A 19673-nucleotide genomic window follows, 5' to 3' on the forward strand; every position below is an offset into this window, starting at 1 on the left:
TTGTGGGTGGAGTTATGCAGGGTTTTGTCCTTGCAGGCCGATGCCAGGAACGTTTTGACCTCTTCCTTTGCATGAGGGTAAAGACCTGCGACCTAGTCGGCTTCATGGGGCTGGGTGCAGTTGAAGTGTGTGTCGTCTTTTGCTTTATCTCTAGCCATTGCAGAGGCTCCTTTTGAGTTTGCATGATTGTCGATGGTCAGGGCCTTTTTGCCCCGCACGGCGCAGAGCTTAGGGGCTAAGCGTGATGCCGCCAGGGGCTTGGACAAATCAGGAAGGGGCTGTCAGACGATGCCGGAGTCTGCCGCAGGATTAAACAAAAAATCCCTGCAAGCTTAAATCTGCAGGGATTCTGGCTGACCATCTCATCAAGCCCCATAGCTGATTAAGCTACGGGGCTTTTTCGTTTCTGGCGTTTTGTTTTGAGGGATTTTTGGGGGAAGAACGCGGCCATCGCGTCGAGGAACACAGCAATGCAACACGACATCCCGTGAACCAAGCTCATTGTCTATCCTGCAATACAGAGCAACTGATCAAACGACAGGTGAGGTCATGAACAGATGGCAGCGTCTTTGGTTGTCTGTAAAGCTGATAGCAGCCGCTGCGGCCTGCGTGGCTGTGGCTGTTCAGGCTTTTCAATACATGCTGGAAAGCCAGGACGCCGTGCACATTCATCCTTTGAGCATTTTTGTTGTCGGGCTGATTTTTGGTTTTATCAGCTATGGATTGCTTTCGCTGATTGAAAGAGGTGTACAGCGGCTTTTAGCCCGTTCTGACACTGTCGCCCCCGAGCCTCGGGCAGAACGTGAGAGCGATGTGGAGCTGGTCGCAGATCAACCGCTAACCCTGCAAGCCGATGCCTCGACTCATCAGAAAAATCTGTGAACGAACCTCAAAACGAAGGCGGCGTAATCATCAACGCATCCACATCCCCGGGATTCCCGCACCGATGCGGCTCCTGACTGGAAAAACTGAAACTGTCCCCCTCACTCTGCTGCAATCGGCTGGACGTTACATAGAAAAGCCCCGTAGATGAAAATCTACGGGGCTTTTTGGTTCTCGGCGGAGTGAGGGGGTTAACGCTTAGTTGCGAATACGATGTTCCGTAAACGCGTAGTCCTCTTGGCAGTCGGCGGTAGGATCTGTGACGGTGTTTACGTAGTGAATGGTGTTCCCATCCAGTATTTTGTACTCATAGATTTCCGGAGTCCGGACACCGTCCGTTTTCATTTCATTCTTGCCATTCGCCGCAGACCAGGAACCTCGCTCGGTTTGAATGGGTTGGGTCCGTTGCGCGTCTCGGAAGAAGGTGATCGAGAAGCGACCATTGGGCTCGAAATTCGTATTCCAGGACAGGAACTGGCATTTGCCGTGTTCTTCGCGCATTCCTTGCCATGAGCCTACGAGGGACGGGTCCGTGGAGGGACTGTTCGACGTACATGCACTTAGTGCTGTGGTCAGAATGATGAGAGTAAACGTGATGCCCCAGTGCATGTACAACTCCATTTAATGAAACAGAAAACCTGCATTCTACTGACCGGATTTCCAGGAAATCCGGACGCGAAGACAGGTGTTTGGTCGCGCTTGGATTCTACGGAAGGAACACCGTCAGCGGCGTTGCTGCGTCGGATTCGGTCGCCTCCCGGCGTAAGAAAGATATACCGTTTCACGAGAAAAGTTACTTGCCTGAGTCAGTCTGTTTACCCACCCCCGAATCCATTTGCCGCTCTGAACATTCAAGGTTTTCCTTCGCAATATCCCCTGACACTGAAACTCCCCACCGCCAAAAATCCTCATCTACTCTGGTTTCGCAGGTCACTGATCTGCCGTCATCAGCCATCGCAAGGAGCGATCAATGTATTTTGAGATTTACAGGCAAACCCGTGGCACCCCCCAGACTGGCAAAGGTCAATGGCGGTGGCGCTTGAGGGCGGGGAACCATGAAACGATTGCCAGCGGCGAGGCGTACGTCAACAAGGCGGATTGCGCGCATGCCATCAGCCTGATCAAGGGGACTCACGATCACACGCCGATAAAGGAAATCTGATCTTCAGGTGGTGAAGCTGCTCAATGAGGGCAGCTTCTTTGCAAGCAACCTTGCGCTCGGATCAAACGCAGACTGCTTGAGTCGCATAGACGCCGCTTGCGGCAGCTACCTAAACTGTCAGCAGATTTGGGGACTGGGGGGCAGTGGATGAATCGCAACGAACTACGCAAGGCGGATATCAACCTGATGGTGGTGTTCGAAACCTTGATGCTCGAACGTAACGTCACCCGGGTGGCGGAGAAGTTGTTTCTCGGGCAGCCAACCATCAGTTCGGCGCTCAACCGCTTGCGCACGATGTTCAATGATCCGCTGTTCATTCGCGTCGGTCATCGCATGGAGCCGACCGCCAGGGCCGAGGAGTTGATTCAATACCTGTCGCCAGCGCTGGATTCGCTGTCGGTGGCCTTGAGTCTGACCCATGACTTCGACCCCGCCAGCAGCACCATGACTTTCCGCATCGGGCTGTCGGACGATGTCGAGTTTGGTCTTCTGCCACCGTTGTTGCGTGCCCTGCGCCAGGAAGCGCCGAAGGTGGTGTTTGTGGTGCAGCATGTCGATTACTGGCGGATTCCCGATTTGCTGGCGTCCGGCGATATCACCGTTGGTATCAGCCAGACCCGCGGTCTCCCGGCCAATGCCAAGCGCAAATTGCTGCGGCACATCCAGCCCAGTATCTTGCGTGCCGATGCGTCCGACACGCCGCTGACCCTCGATGAATATTGCTCGCGCCCTCACGTGCTGGTGTCGCACACCGCCAATGTCAGTGGTTACGCCGATGAGTGGCTGGCGGAGATTGGTCGTACGCGCCAGGTGGTTTTATCCGTGCCGCAATACAGCTCGTTACCCGCCTTGCTCGCCGGAACCGATCTGATCGCCAGCCTGCCGGATTACGCCGCCGAGGCGATGGCGGCGTCCGGTCAGCTGTTCACGGAGCCTTTTCCGTTCAAGACCCCGACCCTGGACCTGTCCATGGTCTGGCTCAGCCACGTCGACACCGACCCTGCCGAACGCTGGTTGCGCTCGCGACTGGAGGCGTTCATGAGTGAGCGCTTCGAGTCGCCGCCGCTTCAGTGAACAGGGCAACTCTGTGATATATGTACGACCTTTGCGCCAACCTCAAGGAGCCACGTCATGCCCCACCTGCACATGGAATACACCGCCAACCTGCCCGAGCTGAATGCCGATGTGGCCCTGATCAGGCTGAACAATACGCTGGTGGCTTCCGGTCAGTTTGCTGCCGAATACGACATCAAGAGTCGCGCGGTAAAGGTCGAGTCGTTCAAGGTCGGCACCGCATTGGCTGAGCGGGCATTCGTGCATGTAAAGCTGGCCTTGTTGAGTGGTCGCTCGCCGGCGATCAAAAAACAGTTGTCCGAAAGTCTGCTGGCCGTGGTGCAGGAACTGTGTGAGTGGCCAACGGGCGTGGAAGTCCAGTTGGCCGTGGAAATCCTCGACATTGATCGAGAGTCCTACAGCAAAGTCGCCATCAACAACTGAGTCTCAGGTCATTTCCTGCTCGGTGCAGGCCTGCACCACCTGCTCGCGCAACCAGGCATTGGCGCCGTCTTCATCGGCACTTTGACTCCACTGCATGTCGAGGGTGAACCCCGGCAGACCGTTGGGCGCTTCGCAGTGATTGAAGATGACCTCGCTGGCCAGCAACTGCTGGATGCGTCGGGGCAGGGTGACGATGAAGTCGGTGCCGGTGATCATTTTCAGCGCCGCGCTGTAGCTGTTGGATCGCGCGACGATCTGCCGTTTTTGCGCCTGCTGCGCCAACCAGCCGTCGACCATGTTGGTGCTGGACGTCCAGGGTGTCGGAAATACATGCCGGCGTTCGGTAAAGGCTTGCAGGCTCAGGCGCGGTTCCAGCGGTGTGGCGCGTTTATCGAAGACACAGACCAGATCATCCTCCAGCAGCATCCGGGATTTGAAGTCGGTGTGATTGCGATGAAAATTCGGGCCGAAGCAAATCACCAGGTCGAGACTGCCGTCGCGCAGTTCCTCGGCCGGGATGTCGGTTTCGAACTTGTGCATGTTGACCATCACCGGCCAATCGGCGAAATCGAAACGTTTCAACAGGCGCGGCAGGATCAACTGCTCGAAGTATTCTGGTGCGCAAATGTTGAAGGTGACCGGTTGCAAACTAGGGTCGAACGTCGGTGCACCGGCGTGACACAGGTTGATGCTTTCCAGAATTCTCAGCACATGGGCGTACATGGTGCTGGCTTTGCAGGTGGGTCGCATACCGGCGCGGGTGTTGATGAACAACTCGTCCTCGAAACCGGTGCGCAGCTTTTTCAGGCAGTAACTCACGGTGGACTGGCTGACACAGAGTGTTTCGGACACGCTGGTGACGCTGCTTTGTTCATACACGGCTACAAACACCATGAGGTCCTGCATGTCGAGTTTTCTAAGCAAGTTACTGTTCAGCATCCATTTGTCTCGCTGTGATCCTTGCGCTGATTGAGCGCAAACTCGTGCGAAAGATCCTAACGGAACGATGGTGCCAGGAGAATGCCCTGTAGGAAGTTTCACTAATAGTTGGGAGGCAGTACCGGCGACTTTCAGGTCCGAACAGTTGCAGGCATGGCGCGGCGGCTGGACATCAACAGCGCCAGCATGCCGATGCCGACCAGCACGGCACCGATGATCTCCAGCGGCAGCGGCGACTGACGCAACCAGAGCCAATGAAACAGCGTGATGAACAGTGTGCTCAGGTAAATGTAGGAAATGACCGACGACGGGGCGATGACGCCGATGGCCCGATGCAACAGCCAGAAGGTCGCCAGTGTGGCGAACAGCGCCAGGTAGATCAGCCAACCGAAGTCGTTCAGGGTCAGCAAGGACGCCGATCGCCAGCCACCGCTAAACCCACAGAACGCCAGCAAGAACAGCGCGCCGAACAGCATGTTCCAGAAGGTCATGCCCACCGGACCGCGACCTTTGAGGCTGCCAGCCTTGAGTCGCTGGCTCAAGGGAGAGTAGAGCGCCATCGCCAGGCAACCGATGCCATACACCAACACCGCATAGAGCGAAGGCAATTCGTCCGGCCCCGTACCTTTGAGCACGAGCAATACGGCGCCGGCAGCCGCCAGCAGCATTGGAGCGACGCGTTTCCGGAGGCTGCTGTCGGGCATCAACACCGCTTCGAAAAACAGGGTCAGCAGTGGCACCAGGGTGAACAGGGTCCCGATGTTGACGGCAGAGGTGTAGCGCAGTGCCTCGAACAATGAGCCGAAATACACCGCCAGCAACAAGCCGAGTACGGCATGGCCGAGCAGTCCGTTGCGGGTCATGGCGGCGTCGCCCTTGAATAGCCGCAGCGGCAAAAACACCAGGGCGCAAAACAGCAGGCGCAAACCGGTCAGCAGGACCGGGTCGATGGCCTGGCTGACCTGCGCCGCCGCGGAAAACGAAGCGGCGATCAACAGGGCCCAAAGCAGCATGCCAAGGTGAGCGGTGGCGAAACCGGTGTGTTGCATGGCGGCTGCTCCGGATCAGTGAATGTAACGGGCGTAGTGCCGTGGGTCAAAACGCAGGACCATCAGCAGCATCACCGCCATGACGCCCGTAAGCGACCACCAGGCCCATTCGAAACTGCCGAGTTGATCGCGGATCATCCCGGCAATCAGTGGCGATAGACCGGCGATCAGGTAGCCGATGCCTTGAACGAAGGCGGTCAGGGCGCCCGCACGTTGTGGCTGGTCCAGGTGATCCAGCGACACGATCAGGCTCATCGGGAATAATCCGCCGATGCCCAGCCCCAGCAGGCACGGCCACAACAGACTCAGGTGTTGCGGGCTGAGAGTCAGCCCGCAGAAACCGGCCATGATCAGTGCCAGCAACACCACCAGCACCAGGCGTCGGTCGCGGCTGCGATTGGCGATCGCGGGCGTCAGCAGGCCCGACAACACCTCCATGGCCGTCAGAAAACCCAGCAACAAACCGGCGTTTTGTTCGCTCCAGCCTTTTTCCACGTAGTACGGCGCCAGCCAGGCCAGTACACAGGTGTAGGACGCAGTACCCAAGCCAAAGAAGATCGCGAGTAACCAGGCGCGGGAATTGGCGAAGAACGACTCATTTCGCTGCGCTTGAGCAGACCGTATCGGCATCCCCGAGCGTTGGACGAGCCACACCAGCAGTGCGACCAGCGCCAGTACTGCCCAGATCGCCAGGCCCATCCGCCAGCTACCCGTGCGCATCATCACCAGCGGCGCGAAGGACGCGGCAATCGCTGCGCCGCCCATGATCGACGTGACGTACAGGCCCATGCACACAGAGACGTTGTCGCCAAAACGGGACTTGATCAGCGCGGGCATCAGCGCCTGTATCAGGGCAATACCGATGCCTGCCAGCACGGCACTGAGGATCAGTTCGGCCGCGGAGTCGAGGAACAGGCGCGACACCGTCGCCACGCCAATGATCAGCAGCGACACCACCACCGTGCGCTGTGCGCCGAGCCATCGGCTGACGCTGAGGCCGAAGAACATCGCCAGTCCCATGGCCATCACCGGCAACATGGTCAGCAGCGAGGCCAGGCTGAAACTCAGCGGGATATCGCCGCGAATCGCCGACAGCAAAGGACCGACCGCCGCCATGGAGGGGCGCAGGTTGAGTGCGACGAGAATGATGCTGACCATCAGCCAGAGGGCAGGGCGGGAAGTGGCGCGGACGTTTTCCATCGATTGGACCTTGAATGACAAGGGCCAGATTAGGCGCGCGAGGCCTGGAGGCCGCAAATCAGAAAGTCCGGGGTGGTATCTAGAAATTAAATAGTTCTGCTGCAACACAGGGTTAAGTCAGTATTCAGAGAATGTTTAGCCATTTCGCAACCAAAGTTCTTCAAATCCCGATTTAACGACTTATCCTGCCATGTGACGCTGCGGTTCATCTGTTTACTGCGGTCTTCTCTATGGACGGTTGTCCGGTCGCACTTCCTTCCGAACTCGCCTTCTGGGCGTTGTGGCATTGCCGTCACGCGCGCCCGCCGGATTCCCACCTTTCCCGTTGATTGTTCTTACAGGTCCCGCACCGTACGCAGGGATCAAATCGGCAGCGCCTGCGCGTTTGCCTGACGCGGAAACAAGAGAGTTCCTATGAGTTGTGCCACGACATCCTTCGCCACGAAGCAAGAAGCCCTGACCTTTCTTGAACAGAATCCGGATATCGAGATGTTCGAGTTGTTCATCCTCGACAACAACGGCGTGCCACGGGGCAAGTTGTTGCATCGCGATGAATTGCTGGCGGTGTATGAAAGTGGCCGGCCTTTGCCAAGTACCATCCTGGGCCTGACCATCAACGGCGACGACGTTGAAAACTCCGGGCTGGTGTGGGACGTGGGCGATATTGATTGCCGGGCCTACCCGATCAGCGGCAGTTTGACGCGCATGCCGTGGCGATTGATTCCGACGGCGGCGGTGCAGGTTAGCATGCACCCGAAGGAGGGCATGCCGGCGACCATCGCCGACCCACGCCACCTGTTGGCGAAGGTGATCGAAGGCTTGCAGGCGGACGGTTACTACCCGGTGATGGCGGCGGAGCTGGAGTTTTACCTGCTGGATCAGCAGCGCGACAGCAACGGTCGGCCGCAACCGGCTCGAGACGTTGACGGCGGACGTCCGCGCAGCACTCAAGTCTACGGTTTGCGCGAACTGGAGCAGATCGAGCCATTCCTGGCCGACCTCTACAGCGCCTGCAAGCTCCAGGGCATTCCGGCGCGCACGGCGATTTCCGAATACGCGCCGGGGCAAGTGGAAATCACCCTCGAACATCGCACCGACGCCTTGCAGGCGATGGATGAAGCCGTGCGCTACAAACGGCTGGTCAAGGGCGTGGCGCACAAACACGGGATGACGGCGTGCTTCATGGCCAAGCCTTTCGACGACCTGGCCGGCACTGGCATGCATATGCATGTCAGCCTCGCAGACAAGGACGGCAACAACCTGTTCGCCAGCGACGCCACGGACGGTACGCCGCTGCTGAAACAGGCAGTTGGCGGCATGCTCAGTACCTTGCTCGATTCGTTGCTGCTGTTCTGTCCGAACGCCAACTCCTACCGTCGCTTCCAGACCAACAGCTACGCGCCGCTGGCTGCCACTTGGGGCGTGGACAATCGCACCGTGAGTTTGCGCGTGCCGGGCGGGCCGGCGTTCTCGCGGCACATCGAACATCGCATTTGCGGCGCCGACGCCAACCCGTATCTGGCGGCAGCGGCGATCCTGGCCGGCATCCATCGCGGCATTCGCGAACAACTGGACCCGGGGGCGCCGGTCGAAGGCAACGGTTACGCCCAGGCCACGGAGCTGCTGCCGACCGACTGGCTGACCACCTTGCGCGCGCTGGAAGGTTCGACGTGGGCGCGGGAGGCCTTCGGTGGAGGGTTTCTCGGTGTTTATCTCGCCGTTAAACGTGCCGAGTATCGGCAGTTCATGGGCGAAGTCGGTGAACAGGATTGGCGTTGGTACCTGAACCAGGCCTGAACCATTCTCAAATACAACTTAAGTTTTGACCTCATACTGGAAGCCAACTAATCGTTGGCTTCTTTTTCACAAAAAATTGATGGTTGGCCGCCTAAGGTTAGTGCTGTCGCGGTAAATGAACTTTTCACATTTGCTGACGGCACTTCTTTACAGGAACAGCCGATTATCATGTTGAAGATTAAAGCCGTGCGCCCGGAATGGGTGACGTTGTTTGCCAGTGCCTTTCTGTTGGCGGGCTTCAATTTAGTGCTCTGGCAACACCTGTTTGAAATCACCGCCTTCGATGGCGACGGCATCGCCCTGCGTGTTTCTTTCGGCTTGATGATTCTGGCTGCCTTCAACATAGTGCTGACACTGCTGGCTTTTCGGCCGTTGATGAAGCCGCTGTTGACGTTGATCTTTATGATCAGCGCCGGGGTGGCTTATTTCATGAGTCAATACGGTGTGCTGATAGACACCGGCATGTTGCGCAATTTTGCGCAAACCAATGCAACGGAAGTCCGTGATTTACTCTCGATAAAGTTGCTGGTTTATATTCTTTTGCTCGGTGTGTTGCCATCGTGGTTATTGTGGATAACATCGGTAAATTACCGCCGCTGGCATCGCGAACTATTAAGTAAGGCTTTGGTAAGTGTTGCGTCGGTAGTGGTATTAGGTGGTGTGGCGCTAGTTAATTATCAGGGCCTCTCGTCATTGTTTCGAAATCACCACGAATTGCGTTTGATGGTAGTGCCCAGCAACTATATCGGTGCCTCCTTCGGCTTCCTGCGCGAACAAGTCGTTTCGGCCCGGCAACCCTTCGTAAAAATTGGTGAGGACGCCAGGAAAAACCCGGCCTGGCAAGCTCACGGCCGTAAATCCCTGACCGTGCTGGTGGTGGGAGAGAGTGCCCGGGCCGAGAACTTTGGTGTGCTGGGCTACGACCGCGACACCACGCCAGCACTGGACAAGGAGGCGGGCCTGATTGCCTTCACCGACGTGTACTCCTGCGGCACGGAAACAGCCGTCTCGGTGCCGTGCATGTTTTCCAACATGGGCCGCAAAGACTACAACGCGAGCAAGGCAAAGAATGAGGAAGGTCTGCTGGATGTGCTCAAGCGAGCGGGGCTGGATGTCATTTGGCGCGATAACCAGTCGGGCTGCAAAGGCACTTGCGACCGCGTCACCCTCGATGATGTCAGCAACCTGAAAGACCCGACGCTCTGCGCCAACAGTGAATGCCGCGATGAAATCCTTCTGCAGGGGTTGCAGCACTTCATCGACACCCTGGACAAAGACACCGTGCTGGTCTTGCATCAGATGGGCAGTCACGGTCCTGAGTACTTCAAGCGCTACCCGAAAGAGTACGAACGCTTTACCCCGGTGTGTGAAAGCAATGCGCTGAACAATTGCAGTCGCGAAAGTATCGTCAACGGTTACGACAACACGCTGGTGTACACCGACCATGTGCTGTCGACCCTGATCGACCTGCTGCGCAGCAACCAGGACAAAGTCGATACAGCGATGCTGTATCTGTCGGACCACGGTGAGTCCCTCGGCGAATACAACCTGTTCCTTCACGGTACGCCTTACATGCTGGCGCCCGATCAACAGAAGCATGTCGCCATGCTGGCCTGGTTCTCTGACAGTTATCAGAAGTCTTTCTCGGTAGACACTCATTGCTTGCAGCTAAGCCGTGATAAACCGTTGAGCCAGGACAACCTGTTCCATTCGATGATCGGTTTGCTGGAGGTCAACAGCAAGGTCTACAACCAGGATCTGGACATGTTTGCCGGCTGTCGCGGTGCGGTGATTGACGGTGTCCTGGCCAAAGAGTGAGGGCCACGACCTTTTTTTCACGAACCGGCCGTTAATCTGCGTCCCGGCAGATTTTTCCTACAAGAGCCCCTTACATGTCCGCTCAACCCCCTTCCGCCATCGAGCTCGAGTTCGCCCGGCGTCACGATCAGGAACACGCCCGCGTCTGCCTGCAGCCGCACTCACGTGGACTCGCCGGGCGCCTGGCGTTCTGGCGTGACGAGCAACTGGTGCGTAACGCGCTCAAGGCGGCTGGCGAGCCAGGCCTGGTCCTCGACGTGACTTGCGGGGCCGGGCGCTTTTGGCCGGTGCTGGCCGAACACACGAACCGGGTGATTCTGGCGTCCGACCCGTCTCAGGACATGCTCGATCACGCACCGACCCACCACCCGCAACACCTGCTGAAACGGGTCAAGACTTTTCAAAGCTCGGCATTCGCCATCGGCTTGTCGGCGAATGCGGTGGACTGCATTTTTTGCATGCAACTGTTTCAGCAGCTCGCCAGCCCCGAGCATCGGTTGGCCATGCTGGGGGAGTTCCACCGGGTCAGCCGCGATACGGTGATTGTGGCGGTGCGGGTCGACACCCGTTTCAAGCGCTGGCGGCCGGATACACAAGGGGTTCAGGCTCGGCCGCTGGCCAGTAAGGCCGAAGTGGAAGACGAGTTCAAACAGGCGGGTTTTCACTTGCTCAGTCACCAGGACTTCCTGCCCGGTTGCGAGCGAATGCGCGTCTACGTGTTGCGTAAGGCCAGATAACCTCCCTCTGTCAGACATTTCTTGCCATCAGGCAGGTGTTTTCGCTAAAGCTCTTGTTCAGTGGAGGCGCAGAAATCGCCGGGGGCGATATATACTGCGCGCCATTCTTCAAGGGAGAGCCGTGTGGCCATCGATATTCACTGGATTCGCGACAACGATAGCCTCGGCCGGTTTTGCGCCGAGTGGCAGCAGCTGCCCTACGTTGCCCTCGACACCGAATTCATGCGGGTCGACACCTTCTATCCGATCGCAGGCCTGCTGCAGATCGGCGATGGCGTACGCGCTTACCTGATTGATCCGTTGACCATCGACAACTGGCAACCCCTGGCGGCGTTGCTGGAAAACCCGGCCGTGGTCAAAGTCGTGCACGCGTGCAGCGAAGACCTCGAAGTGTTGCTGCGCCTGACCGGCAGCCTGCCGGCGCCGCTGTTCGACACTCAACTCGCCGCTGCGTACCTGAACCTCGGTTTTTCCATGGGGTATTCGCGGCTGGTGCAGGAAGTGCTCGGCATCGACCTGCCCAAGGGCGAGACCCGTTCCGACTGGCTGCAACGTCCGCTGTCCGACACTCAGATCAGCTACGCCGCCGAAGATGCCTTGCACCTCGCGGAAGTTTTCGTACAGCTTCGTCCGAAACTGTCTGACGATAAATATGCCTGGGTCCTGGAAGACGGCGCCGAGCTGGTGGCCAACCTGCGTCGTGAAGTTGATCCGTACCAGGTCTATCGCGAAGCCAAACTGGCCTGGAAACTCTCCCGTGCCCAACTCGCCGTGCTGCGTGAACTCTGCGCCTGGCGCGAACACGAAGCCCGCGCCCGTGACTTGCCGCGCAATCGCATCCTCCGTGAACACTCCCTGTGGCCGCTGGCGCGGACGCAACCGGACAACCTCGGCGCGCTGGCGAAAATCGAAGACATGCACCCGCGTACCGTGCGTCAGGACGGCGAATTTCTGCTTGATCTGATCAAGCGCTCTGGCAATGTGTCGCCAGATCAATGGCCGCCTGCCGTGCCGGAGCCGTTGCCGGTAGATGCGGCAGCCCTGATCAAACAGTTGCGTGCACTTGGCCAGGCCGAAGCCGAGCGCCTGAACATCGCGCCGGAGCTGATGCTGCGCAAGAAAACCCTGGAAGCGCTGCTCAAGAGCGGCTTCCCCAATGGTCCTTACCAATTGCCTGATTCGCTGCGTGGCTGGCGCCGCGAATTGATGGGCCAGGCGCTGCTCGACAGCCTGGCCACCGCCGGAGAACAGCCTTGAAACGTATTTGCTCCATCTATCGAAGCCTGAAGAAAAACGAGATGTACCTCTATGTGCTCAAAAGCGATGCACTGGAGCGCGTCCCGGAAAGTCTGATGGCCGCTTTCGGCAAACCGCACCACGCGTTCGACCTGGTGCTGAGCCCCGAGCGCAAGCTGTCGCGCGAGGACATCACCGTGGTCCTGGAAAACCTCGAGAAGCAGGGTTACCACCTGCAAATGCCGCCGGCCGAAGACGAATACATCGAACATTTGCCGGAAGAACTGTTGCGACGCAACGATCCGATGTGATCGGCAGACAGGCTCTGTTCAGAGTCTGCGTGAAACACTGGAATGATTTTGGCGATGGCCACGATGAGGGAGCGATACCCCCTCGGTGGCCGTCTGCACTGCTTTTGAAAGGTTTGAACCATGCGCGTTCTGATTGCTGAACACGACCACCCTGTATATGCCCAACTGTTGCGCCAGGCAGCGCCTGATCTGGAAGTACTGACCAGCGGCGACTCCGCTGAACTGGCCCGCCAGGCCGCCGATTGCCCGATCTGGCTGGGGCAGCCGGACCTTCTGGCGACCCTGTTGCGCCAGGGTCACCAGCCGCAATGGTTGCAATCGACCTGGGCCGGCATCACGCCGCTGCTGGCCGACGGCCTGCCACGCCACTATCGCCTGACCCGCGCGGTGGGGATTTTCGGTCAGGTCATGGCCGAATACGTGCTGACCTACATGCTCGGCCACGAGCGCGAAGTGTTGCCGCGCCTGGTCAGTCAGGTCGAGCGCAAATGGGACAGCCGCCAGGGCCAAAGCCTGGCGGGGCGTAAGGTGTTGATTGTCGGCACCGGTGACATCGGTCAGACCGTGGCGCAGTTTCTGCTGCCGTTTGGCGTCGAGTTGTATGGCATCGCCAGCGAAGCTCGCGAGCAGGCCCCGTTTGTCGAAGTGGGGGCGCTGGCGGACTTGCCGCGTCTGGTTGGTGAGGTGGATTACGTGATCAATCTGCTGCCGAATACGCCGACGACTCACGACCTGTACGACGCGGCGCTGTTCAAGCAGTTCAAGCCGACCGGGTTGTTCATCAACGTCGGGCGTGGCGTGGCGGTGGTCGATGCGGATTTGGTGGAGGCCTTGAAGGAAGGGCATCTGGCAGGCGCGGTGATCGACGTCTGCCGTCAGGAACCGCTGCCGCAACGTCACCCGTTCTGGACGGCCTGGGGCTTGCTGCTCACCGGACACAGTTCGGCGCCGACTTCGCCAGCGATGATGGTGAAGCTGTTCGTCGAGAATGTGCGGGCGTATCAGGCGGGCGAGGCGTTGCGCGGGGAAGTGGATTTCAATCGCGGGTATTGAATCCACTTTGCTTGAATAGTGTGCAAAACCCACCGTGGGAGCAAGCCTGCTCGCGATGGCGGTGTGTCAGTCGACATCATTGTTGGCTGACGTTCCCTCATCGCTAGCAGGCTTGCTCCCACAGTTGTTTTGCGGTGTGGCTTAGAGGGTGAAGTCGCCTTCAGCTGCGAGTTCGCTCAACGGACGACGCGGGCTCGGCTCTTCGCGCGCTTGCAGGTAATCCGCCAGCGTCGCCTTGTCCCCCAACTTGCCCACCGCCACTGCTGCGTGCAGTGCGTAACCTTCAGGAATGTTCAGCTCCTTGCGGGTCAGCTCCTGATCGAAACCGGCCATGCCGTGGGTGTGCCAGCCGCTGAGGCTCGCTTGCAACGCCAGATGGCCCCAGGCCGAACCGGTGTCGAAGGTGTGCCACAGGGCCGGAGTTTCTTCGGTGGCGCCGGGCGCGGTGAAGGTGGTTTTCGAGATCACGATCACCAGCGCAGAGGCGTGTTGCGCCCAGCTGCGGTTGAATTCGTTCAGCAAGCCCAGGTAACGCTCCCAGTTCGGCGTATCCCGGCGCGCGTAGAGGAAGCGCCAAGGCTGCGAGTTGTAGGCCGAGGGTGCCCAGCGTGCGGCTTCGAAAAAGCTCAGCAGGGTTTCTTCTGGAATGGCTTCGCCGGTGAAGGCACGGGGCGACCAGCGATCGGTAAATTGAGGGTGGATGGCGTAATCGGCAACGCGTGGATTGGCACTCATGCAGAGATTCCTTGCGACATGTGAGTCAGAGGGTCGAGTAAAAAACCGGCGGGCACAGTCAGGCTGGGCGATGAGGTTTTTCGTGAGCCTGGTACTTCATCTGGATGCAACGCAGTTGGGCGTTAATGGCACGCAGGTCTGGCTCCTTGCGACTGGCAAAGCTACTTGGCGGCGCAATAACTGACAAGTCCCGTTCTACCGGCAGTCGCCAATGCTTGGCCCGCGGGCCGCTGCACACTAGACTGGCGGCCTTTTCACTACCTGATGTTGATGCTTGAGCCATGGCCGCCAAAGTCGAACCGTTCTGGATACGCAAAACCCTCGATCAGCTCGATCAGCAGGAATGGGAATCGCTGTGCGACGGTTGTGGTCTGTGCTGCCTGCAAAAGCTCGAGGATGAAGAGGACAACAGCGTTTACTACACGCGCATCGCGTGCAAGTTGCTGGACTTGAAAACCTGTCAGTGCAGCGATTACCCGAACCGCCGTGAATTCGTGCCGGACTGCATCCAGCTCACGCCGGGCAAGGCCGATGAGTTCAAATGGCTGCCGCCGACCTGCGGTTATCGCCTGGTCAGCGAAGGCAAGGATTTGCCACTCTGGCACCACTTGGTGTGCGGTGATCGCGACGCCGTGCACCACGAACGCATTTCCCAGTCCGGGCGCATGCTCGCCGAAGGCAGCGTGGCCGAAGAGGATTGGGAAGACCATCTGATTTTCCGGGCAGGTTAGTTTTACAAAGGAGTGTGTATGGCTGTGGGATTGCGGCTGGCGCTGGCCGTCGGGCTGCTGGCCTTTGGTTCGCCCGTGTGGGCGGCGAAGAAGGTCGACCTGGATTACCACGTGCGCCTGTTGCCGCAAAGCGATCAGGCTGAAGTGCGGCTGACCCTGGCCCAGGGTTCGGCGGTGCGCAGCCTGGATTTCGACCTCGGCGACGGCAGCCATTACAGCGATTTCAAGGCCGATGGCCAGTGGCAACTCACGCCCGGCAAGCCGGCCCGTGGTGTCTGGCGCCCGGCCGCCGACAAGGCCAGCCTGACCTACCGTGTGCGCATCAGCCATGGCCGCAAGAGCGGCAGCTTCGACACGCGCATGACCCCGACCTGGGCGCTGATGCGCGGCGACGACCTGGTGCCCGCTGCCAGACTCGATCAGCAGGATGGCATCGAGCTGGTGTCACGCCTGGAATTCGAATTGCCCACCGGCTGGAAAAGCGTCGAAACCGCCTGGCCACGGATCGGCAAGAACAAATTCCGCATCGATAACGTCTCCCGCCTGTTCGATCGGCCTACCGGCTGGATGCTTGCCGGTCACCTCGGCACCCGTCGCACCCGATTGGGGGAAACCGAAGTCACCGTCGCCTCGCCCCAAGGCCAGGGCATGCGCCGCATGGATGTGCTGACGCTGCTGACGTTTGTCTGGCCGCAAGTGCAGGCCGTGTTCCCGCGTCATCCTGCCAAGTTGCTGATTGTCGGCGCCAACGACCCGATGTGGCGGGGCAGCCTGGCCGCGCGCGAGTCGATCTATCTGAATACGCGCCTGCCACTGGTCAGCGAAAGCGGCAGCAGTGTGCTGGTACGTGAACTGGCCCAGGTGTTCGGGCGGATCAATGACAAGCAGCGCAGTGACTGGATCAGCGAAGGTTTTGCCGAGTATTACGCCATCGAACTGGTACGACGTGCCGGCGGGATGAGTGATGAGCGGTATGAACATTTGCAGAAGAAGTTGGCCAAAGAGGGCCAGAAGGTCACGACCTTGCGGGGTGAGCAGATCAGCCCGGCACAGATAGGCAAAGCAGTTTTATTGCTGGGTGAGCTGGATCAGGAGATTCGTATCAAGACCCGTAACAAGCGTTCGCTGGACGATGTGATGCGCGGGGCGATGCATTTGGAGAGTGTCGATACCAAGGCGTTCGTTCAGCTGGCCGAGAGTGTGATTGGCGAGTCTTCCAAAGTCTTGGATACCGGGTTGCTCCAGTAAAGTTGCCATCGCGGGCAAGCCCCACAAGGATCAGGGGTGTCCACAAATTCGTGGCCCAACACTAAAACCTGTGGGAGCGGGCTTGCCCGCGAAGAGGCCATAAGCCTCAACGAAAACTCAGATCAAACCCCGGTTTTCGGCGACTTCAACGAATCATTCCCGGTGACGGTCGCGGTTTTGGTCGCCGCCTCGGCATTCGCCTTCAGCCGACCCAACTCTTCCCCGGCACGCTCGATTTTCGCCCGCACGTTGTTCATGTCCTGACGGCTTTTCTCCAGCAGGCTCTTGGCCGAACTGTGGCCGGTAATGCCACGGGCCAGCGCTACGCCGCCGATGGCCACCTGGAGCAAACCGAATATTCCGCCGCGACGCAGGCCCTTGCCGACCATCACCACGCCACCGGCCAGGGAGCCGATGCGCTCCCAACCCTGAACGTTCTGCTCGGAATGGGTCTGGAACGGGGTGGATTCGATGCGCTCTACGCGTTTGAGTTCGCTCATGATCTGTCTCCTGGCGGGAAGGACTGCTTCAAGAATAGATAATTAAGCTGACTGCCGAGGCGGGCGGCTTGTTCCATCGGATGTGCGTCGATTCAGCGGAATTTCGGACCGGAGCGGGTGTTGAGGCCCTTGGCCATGCGGTCGTACAGCACGACGTTGACCGTGGCAGCGAGGTTCATGCAACCGGTGGTCGGGATGTAGACCACGTCTTCGCACCAGTCGCGAATCTCTTTATCCAGCGAGCCGTCTTCCGGGCCGAAGATGTACAGCGCGCGATCCGGGTGGGTGTATTCGGGCAGCGAGCGTGCGCCTTCGACCAGCTCCACGGCGACCGGTACGCAGCCCAGTGGCAGGATTTTTTTCAGGTCGTCGATGCCGATCAGCGGGATGTCGTAGTGGACGCGTTTGGTGTCGGTGACGAAGTCGGCGGCGCGGTCATAACGCTTGCCGGTGTAGAACACGGACGCCACGTTGTAGCAGCCGGCGGCGCGCATGACCGAGCCGACGTTTTCCGGTGATTTTGGATTGAACAAACCAATGCAGCTGTACCGTTTGTCTGCCACGAGCGGGGTGCCTTCGGGGAAAAAACCGCGATTATACGGGGATTGGGGGAGGGGGTGTCTGATTTGAGATTGGTGGTGACTGGACAATTGCAATCGCTAGCAGGCTAGCTCCCACATTGGATCTGGGGCGTTCACACATACTTATGTGCGCAGAAGATCCCCTGTGGAAGCTAGCCCGCCAGCGATGGGGCCAGGTCAGACAATGAAGATATTCAGTCGTCTTTCTTCATCAAACCGGCCAACGCCGCAAATGGGTTATGCGTCGCCTTGGCGATCTTCGGCGTGCTCAACGAGCCTTCATCGAAATACTGCTGATCGGTGTACCGCGAGTGTTCGTTGTCATGGCAATACAGGCACAACAGTTCCCAGTTCGAACCATCCTGCGGGTTGTTGTCGTGGTTGTGGTCGCGGTGGTGCACGGTCAGTTCGCTCAGGCGCTTGCCGGAAAACTCGCGGGCGCAGCGGCCGCACACGTGCGGGTACATTTTCAGGGCTTTGTCGCGGTAACCCATTTCCTTGTCGCGCTGGTTGTCGGCGAGGATGCGGTCCAGCTTCGAAGTGTTGGTCGGCGTTGACGAACTCATGGGTTCACCTTTGTAAAAGACTAATGACGGTTATGAACGAAGTTTAGCTCAGCCCTTGAGCTTCTCGGCAATCCAGATGGTGTGGCGGGTGCCCTTGTTGCCGTGGGCAAAGACCTGGACTTCCTCGGCCTTGAAGCCGGCTTTTTTCAGTTTGTCGGAAAACTGCTTGTCGGCGCTGGCCGACCAGACGGCCAGCACCCCTTTTGGCCGCAGGGCTTTGGCGCACGCGCTCAGGCCGCCTGCGGAGTAGAGCCAGCTATTGGCCCTCTGGGTCAGGCCTTCGGGGCCGTTGTCGACGTCGAGCATGATCGCATCGAATCCTTGCGGCTCGGCCTGCAGTACTTTGGCCACGTCTTCCATGCGGATCACCGTGCGCTGATCGAGCAACGGATTGCCGGCTTTCTCGCCCAATGGCCCGCGATTCCACTCGACCACGCCGGGCACCAGTTCAGCGACCACGACTTCTGCGGTCTTGCCCAAATGCTTGAGGGCCGAGGCGAGGGTGAAACCCATGCCCAGGCCACCGATCAGCACCCGCGAATTCGGCCGGCCAGCGACCTTGCGGCAGGGGATTTCGGCCAATGCGTCTTCGGAGCCGTGCATGCGGGTGTTCATCAGCTGTCCGCCGTCGCCGCCCTGGATCTTGATGACGAAATCCTCACCGTATTCGAACAGGCACAGGGCGCCGCCGTTTTCAGGAATGGGGGCGGTGTCGAGGAGAACGAAACGTTTCATGGGGCTCTCTTGAGAAGGAGGGGCAGGGGGGAGGCAAACGAACGCCGTTGGGAGTAGCCTGCAACCAGACAACAAGGCCAACGGAGCCATTGATGAAGCGCACCATTCTAACGGCCATTGCCTTGGCCGCGCTCTCGATAACTGCAGTGCAGGCCCAAGAGCTGCAAACCATTCCGACCAGCCCGGCGCCACTGCCCGGTTCGCCCGGCACCGCGACGCCGACGCCGTATCCGCAGATCACCCCGACCATCCCGCACAAAGCCGGGCCCGGCGGTGGCGGGCCACCGCTGTTGCCACCGATCGAAGTGCCCAGCCCGCCCAAGGACCAGACGTTGCCGGGCCTGGAGCAGAACAATACGAAGATCAAGTCGCCGGGCGGTTAGACCTGCTGTGACAACAGTTGCCCATCGGCCATGCGCAGGCGTTTGGACAGGGAGACGGCAAGGGCGCGGATGATCTTGGCGGCGATTTTCGGCGCGTCGTTGAGCATCTTTTCCAGCGAGTCCTTGCCCAGGTTCAGCAACTGGCAATTACTCGCTGCCACGCAACTGGCGGAACGTCGCTCACCATCGAGCACGGCCATTTCGCCGAACGCCCGACCGCTGCGCAAGGTGGCCATGGTCACCAATTGTCCGTCGCTGCCGGATTTCTGCACCGCCACCTGGCCGGTATGGATGATGCACATGAAGCTGCCGGCGTCGCCTTCGTGAAAAATCTCTTCGCCTTCGGCCACGGTGCTGATACTGAAGTAGCCGGAAGCGGCAGCGAAGTCTGCAGGCAGCAGTTGGTCGAACAGGCCGCAGTCCATCAGCCAGTCACGGATTTCGTTGTTCAACAGGGTTGGTTCTGACATGTCGTCACGGTCTTTTTTTTGTGTCTGGTTCCGGTTTTCGGGA

The 19673-nt window shown here is 59.1% G+C and carries 23 protein-coding genes and 1 pseudogene; 13 read left to right on the forward strand and 11 right to left on the reverse strand.

The features are described 5' to 3' along the window. Positions 1 to 549: 549 nt before the first annotated feature. Positions 550 to 882, forward strand: coding sequence for a hypothetical protein (locus tag ACM1ZW_RS16200; RefSeq protein WP_416738893.1), 333 nt, complete (start codon positions 550 to 552; stop codon positions 880 to 882). Positions 883 to 889: 7 nt separating this feature from the next. On the opposite strand, the pseudogene ACM1ZW_RS16205 reads toward ACM1ZW_RS16200, so the two are convergent. Together ACM1ZW_RS16205 and ACM1ZW_RS16210 are read right to left on the reverse strand one after the other, a co-directional pair. Beyond that, positions 890 to 994, reverse strand: a pseudogene (locus tag ACM1ZW_RS16205) (Cro/Cl family transcriptional regulator); the annotation flags it as partial. A gap of 86 nt (positions 995 to 1080) precedes the next feature. Then, complete coding sequence (locus ACM1ZW_RS16210) at positions 1081 to 1491, reverse strand: hypothetical protein (protein ID WP_414879601.1); 411 nt, start codon at positions 1489 to 1491, stop codon at positions 1081 to 1083. Between the two features lie 361 nt (positions 1492 to 1852). On the opposite strand from ACM1ZW_RS16210, the gene ACM1ZW_RS16215 reads away from it, so the two are divergent. The 3 genes from ACM1ZW_RS16215 (at position 1853) to ACM1ZW_RS16225 (ending at position 3541) form a co-directional block, all read left to right on the forward strand. After that, positions 1853 to 2044, forward strand: a complete 192-nt coding sequence (locus tag ACM1ZW_RS16215) for a YegP family protein (protein ID WP_017336981.1) — start codon at positions 1853 to 1855, stop codon at positions 2042 to 2044. Between the two features lie 147 nt (positions 2045 to 2191). Next, entirely contained in the window at positions 2192 to 3118 is a 927-nt protein-coding gene (locus tag ACM1ZW_RS16220) for a LysR family transcriptional regulator (protein ID WP_017336982.1), read from the forward strand. A 57-nt stretch (positions 3119 to 3175) separates the two neighbouring features. Then, a complete protein-coding gene (locus tag ACM1ZW_RS16225; RefSeq protein WP_017336983.1) occupies positions 3176 to 3541 on the forward strand; it encodes a 5-carboxymethyl-2-hydroxymuconate Delta-isomerase in 366 nt (121 codons plus the stop codon). Between the two features lie 3 nt (positions 3542 to 3544). Here ACM1ZW_RS16225 and ACM1ZW_RS16230 read toward each other — a convergent pair whose 3' ends face one another. The 3 genes from ACM1ZW_RS16230 to ACM1ZW_RS16240 form a co-directional block, all read right to left on the reverse strand. After that, on the reverse strand, positions 3545 to 4480 hold the full coding sequence (locus tag ACM1ZW_RS16230) for a LysR substrate-binding domain-containing protein (protein ID WP_416738894.1): 936 nt from the start codon (positions 4478 to 4480) through the stop codon (positions 3545 to 3547). A gap of 131 nt (positions 4481 to 4611) precedes the next feature. Then, a complete protein-coding gene (locus tag ACM1ZW_RS16235) occupies positions 4612 to 5529 on the reverse strand; it encodes a DMT family transporter (RefSeq protein WP_416738895.1) in 918 nt (305 codons plus the stop codon). 15 nt (positions 5530 to 5544) lie between these two features. Beyond that, positions 5545 to 6729, reverse strand: coding sequence for a cyanate transporter (locus tag ACM1ZW_RS16240; RefSeq protein ID WP_416738896.1), 1185 nt, complete (start codon positions 6727 to 6729; stop codon positions 5545 to 5547). A gap of 414 nt (positions 6730 to 7143) precedes the next feature. Here ACM1ZW_RS16240 and ACM1ZW_RS16245 point away from each other — a divergent pair, with 414 nt between their 5' ends. From ACM1ZW_RS16245 to ACM1ZW_RS16270, 6 genes are all read left to right on the forward strand, one after another. Next, the gene (locus ACM1ZW_RS16245; RefSeq protein ID WP_416738897.1) at positions 7144 to 8526 is read left to right on the forward strand and encodes a glutamine synthetase family protein; all 1383 of its coding nucleotides are present in this window, start codon (positions 7144 to 7146) and stop codon (positions 8524 to 8526) included. 168 nt (positions 8527 to 8694) lie between these two features. Continuing rightward, the gene (locus ACM1ZW_RS16250) at positions 8695 to 10344 is read left to right on the forward strand and encodes a phosphoethanolamine transferase (RefSeq protein ID WP_416738898.1); all 1650 of its coding nucleotides are present in this window, start codon (positions 8695 to 8697) and stop codon (positions 10342 to 10344) included. A 74-nt stretch (positions 10345 to 10418) separates the two neighbouring features. Beyond that, entirely contained in the window at positions 10419 to 11081 is a 663-nt protein-coding gene (locus ACM1ZW_RS16255; RefSeq protein WP_017336989.1) for a class I SAM-dependent methyltransferase, read from the forward strand. A gap of 123 nt (positions 11082 to 11204) precedes the next feature. Continuing rightward, positions 11205 to 12338 carry a ribonuclease D gene (gene rnd / locus ACM1ZW_RS16260; RefSeq protein ID WP_416738899.1) on the forward strand — a complete coding sequence of 378 codons (1134 nt, stop codon included), beginning with the start codon at positions 11205 to 11207 and terminating at the stop codon, positions 12336 to 12338. After that, positions 12335 to 12628, forward strand: a complete 294-nt coding sequence (locus tag ACM1ZW_RS16265) for a YcgL domain-containing protein (RefSeq protein WP_133837473.1) — start codon at positions 12335 to 12337, stop codon at positions 12626 to 12628. The genes rnd and ACM1ZW_RS16265 overlap by 4 nt, the downstream gene beginning before the upstream one ends. A 120-nt stretch (positions 12629 to 12748) precedes the next feature. Further along, positions 12749 to 13681 carry a D-2-hydroxyacid dehydrogenase gene (locus ACM1ZW_RS16270; protein WP_017336991.1) on the forward strand — a complete coding sequence of 311 codons (933 nt, stop codon included), beginning with the start codon at positions 12749 to 12751 and terminating at the stop codon, positions 13679 to 13681. A gap of 141 nt (positions 13682 to 13822) precedes the next feature. Here the strand turns inward: ACM1ZW_RS16270 and ACM1ZW_RS16275 are convergent, their stop codons facing one another. Continuing rightward, on the reverse strand, positions 13823 to 14416 hold the full coding sequence (locus ACM1ZW_RS16275; protein WP_416738900.1) for a nitroreductase family protein: 594 nt from the start codon (positions 14414 to 14416) through the stop codon (positions 13823 to 13825). A gap of 281 nt (positions 14417 to 14697) precedes the next feature. On the opposite strand from ACM1ZW_RS16275, the gene ACM1ZW_RS16280 reads away from it, so the two are divergent. Both ACM1ZW_RS16280 and ACM1ZW_RS16285 read left to right on the forward strand, forming a co-directional pair. Then, positions 14698 to 15147, forward strand: a complete 450-nt coding sequence (locus tag ACM1ZW_RS16280) for a YcgN family cysteine cluster protein (RefSeq protein ID WP_017336993.1) — start codon at positions 14698 to 14700, stop codon at positions 15145 to 15147. 18 nt (positions 15148 to 15165) lie between these two features. After that, positions 15166 to 16395 (forward strand): hypothetical protein, encoded by a 1230-nt coding sequence (locus tag ACM1ZW_RS16285; protein WP_414884944.1) that lies wholly within the window; start codon positions 15166 to 15168, stop codon positions 16393 to 16395. Between the two features lie 122 nt (positions 16396 to 16517). Here ACM1ZW_RS16285 and ACM1ZW_RS16290 read toward each other — a convergent pair whose 3' ends face one another. The 4 genes from ACM1ZW_RS16290 to ACM1ZW_RS16305 form a co-directional block, all read right to left on the reverse strand. Next, entirely contained in the window at positions 16518 to 16895 is a 378-nt protein-coding gene (locus ACM1ZW_RS16290) for a DUF2892 domain-containing protein (protein WP_414884945.1), read from the reverse strand. A gap of 92 nt (positions 16896 to 16987) precedes the next feature. Beyond that, entirely contained in the window at positions 16988 to 17458 is a 471-nt protein-coding gene (locus tag ACM1ZW_RS16295; RefSeq protein WP_017336996.1) for an RNA methyltransferase, read from the reverse strand. A gap of 212 nt (positions 17459 to 17670) precedes the next feature. Then, positions 17671 to 18042 carry a YajD family HNH nuclease gene (locus tag ACM1ZW_RS16300; RefSeq protein ID WP_017336997.1) on the reverse strand — a complete coding sequence of 124 codons (372 nt, stop codon included), beginning with the start codon at positions 18040 to 18042 and terminating at the stop codon, positions 17671 to 17673. A gap of 48 nt (positions 18043 to 18090) precedes the next feature. Continuing rightward, complete coding sequence (locus ACM1ZW_RS16305) at positions 18091 to 18777, reverse strand: spermidine synthase (RefSeq protein WP_017336998.1); 687 nt, start codon at positions 18775 to 18777, stop codon at positions 18091 to 18093. Positions 18778 to 18869: 92 nt separating this feature from the next. On the opposite strand from ACM1ZW_RS16305, the gene ACM1ZW_RS16310 reads away from it, so the two are divergent. Further along, complete coding sequence (locus ACM1ZW_RS16310) at positions 18870 to 19160, forward strand: hypothetical protein (protein ID WP_416738901.1); 291 nt, start codon at positions 18870 to 18872, stop codon at positions 19158 to 19160. On the opposite strand, the gene ACM1ZW_RS16315 is transcribed toward ACM1ZW_RS16310, so the two are convergent. After that, complete coding sequence (locus ACM1ZW_RS16315; protein WP_017337000.1) at positions 19157 to 19630, reverse strand: cyclic nucleotide-binding domain-containing protein; 474 nt, start codon at positions 19628 to 19630, stop codon at positions 19157 to 19159. The genes ACM1ZW_RS16310 and ACM1ZW_RS16315 overlap by 4 nt on opposite strands. Positions 19631 to 19673: the final 43 nt, after the last annotated feature.

The sequence above is a fragment of the Pseudomonas sp. NFX71 genome (assembly GCF_048079215.1).
GTDB lineage: Bacteria > Pseudomonadota > Gammaproteobacteria > Pseudomonadales > Pseudomonadaceae > Aquipseudomonas > Aquipseudomonas fluorescens_B.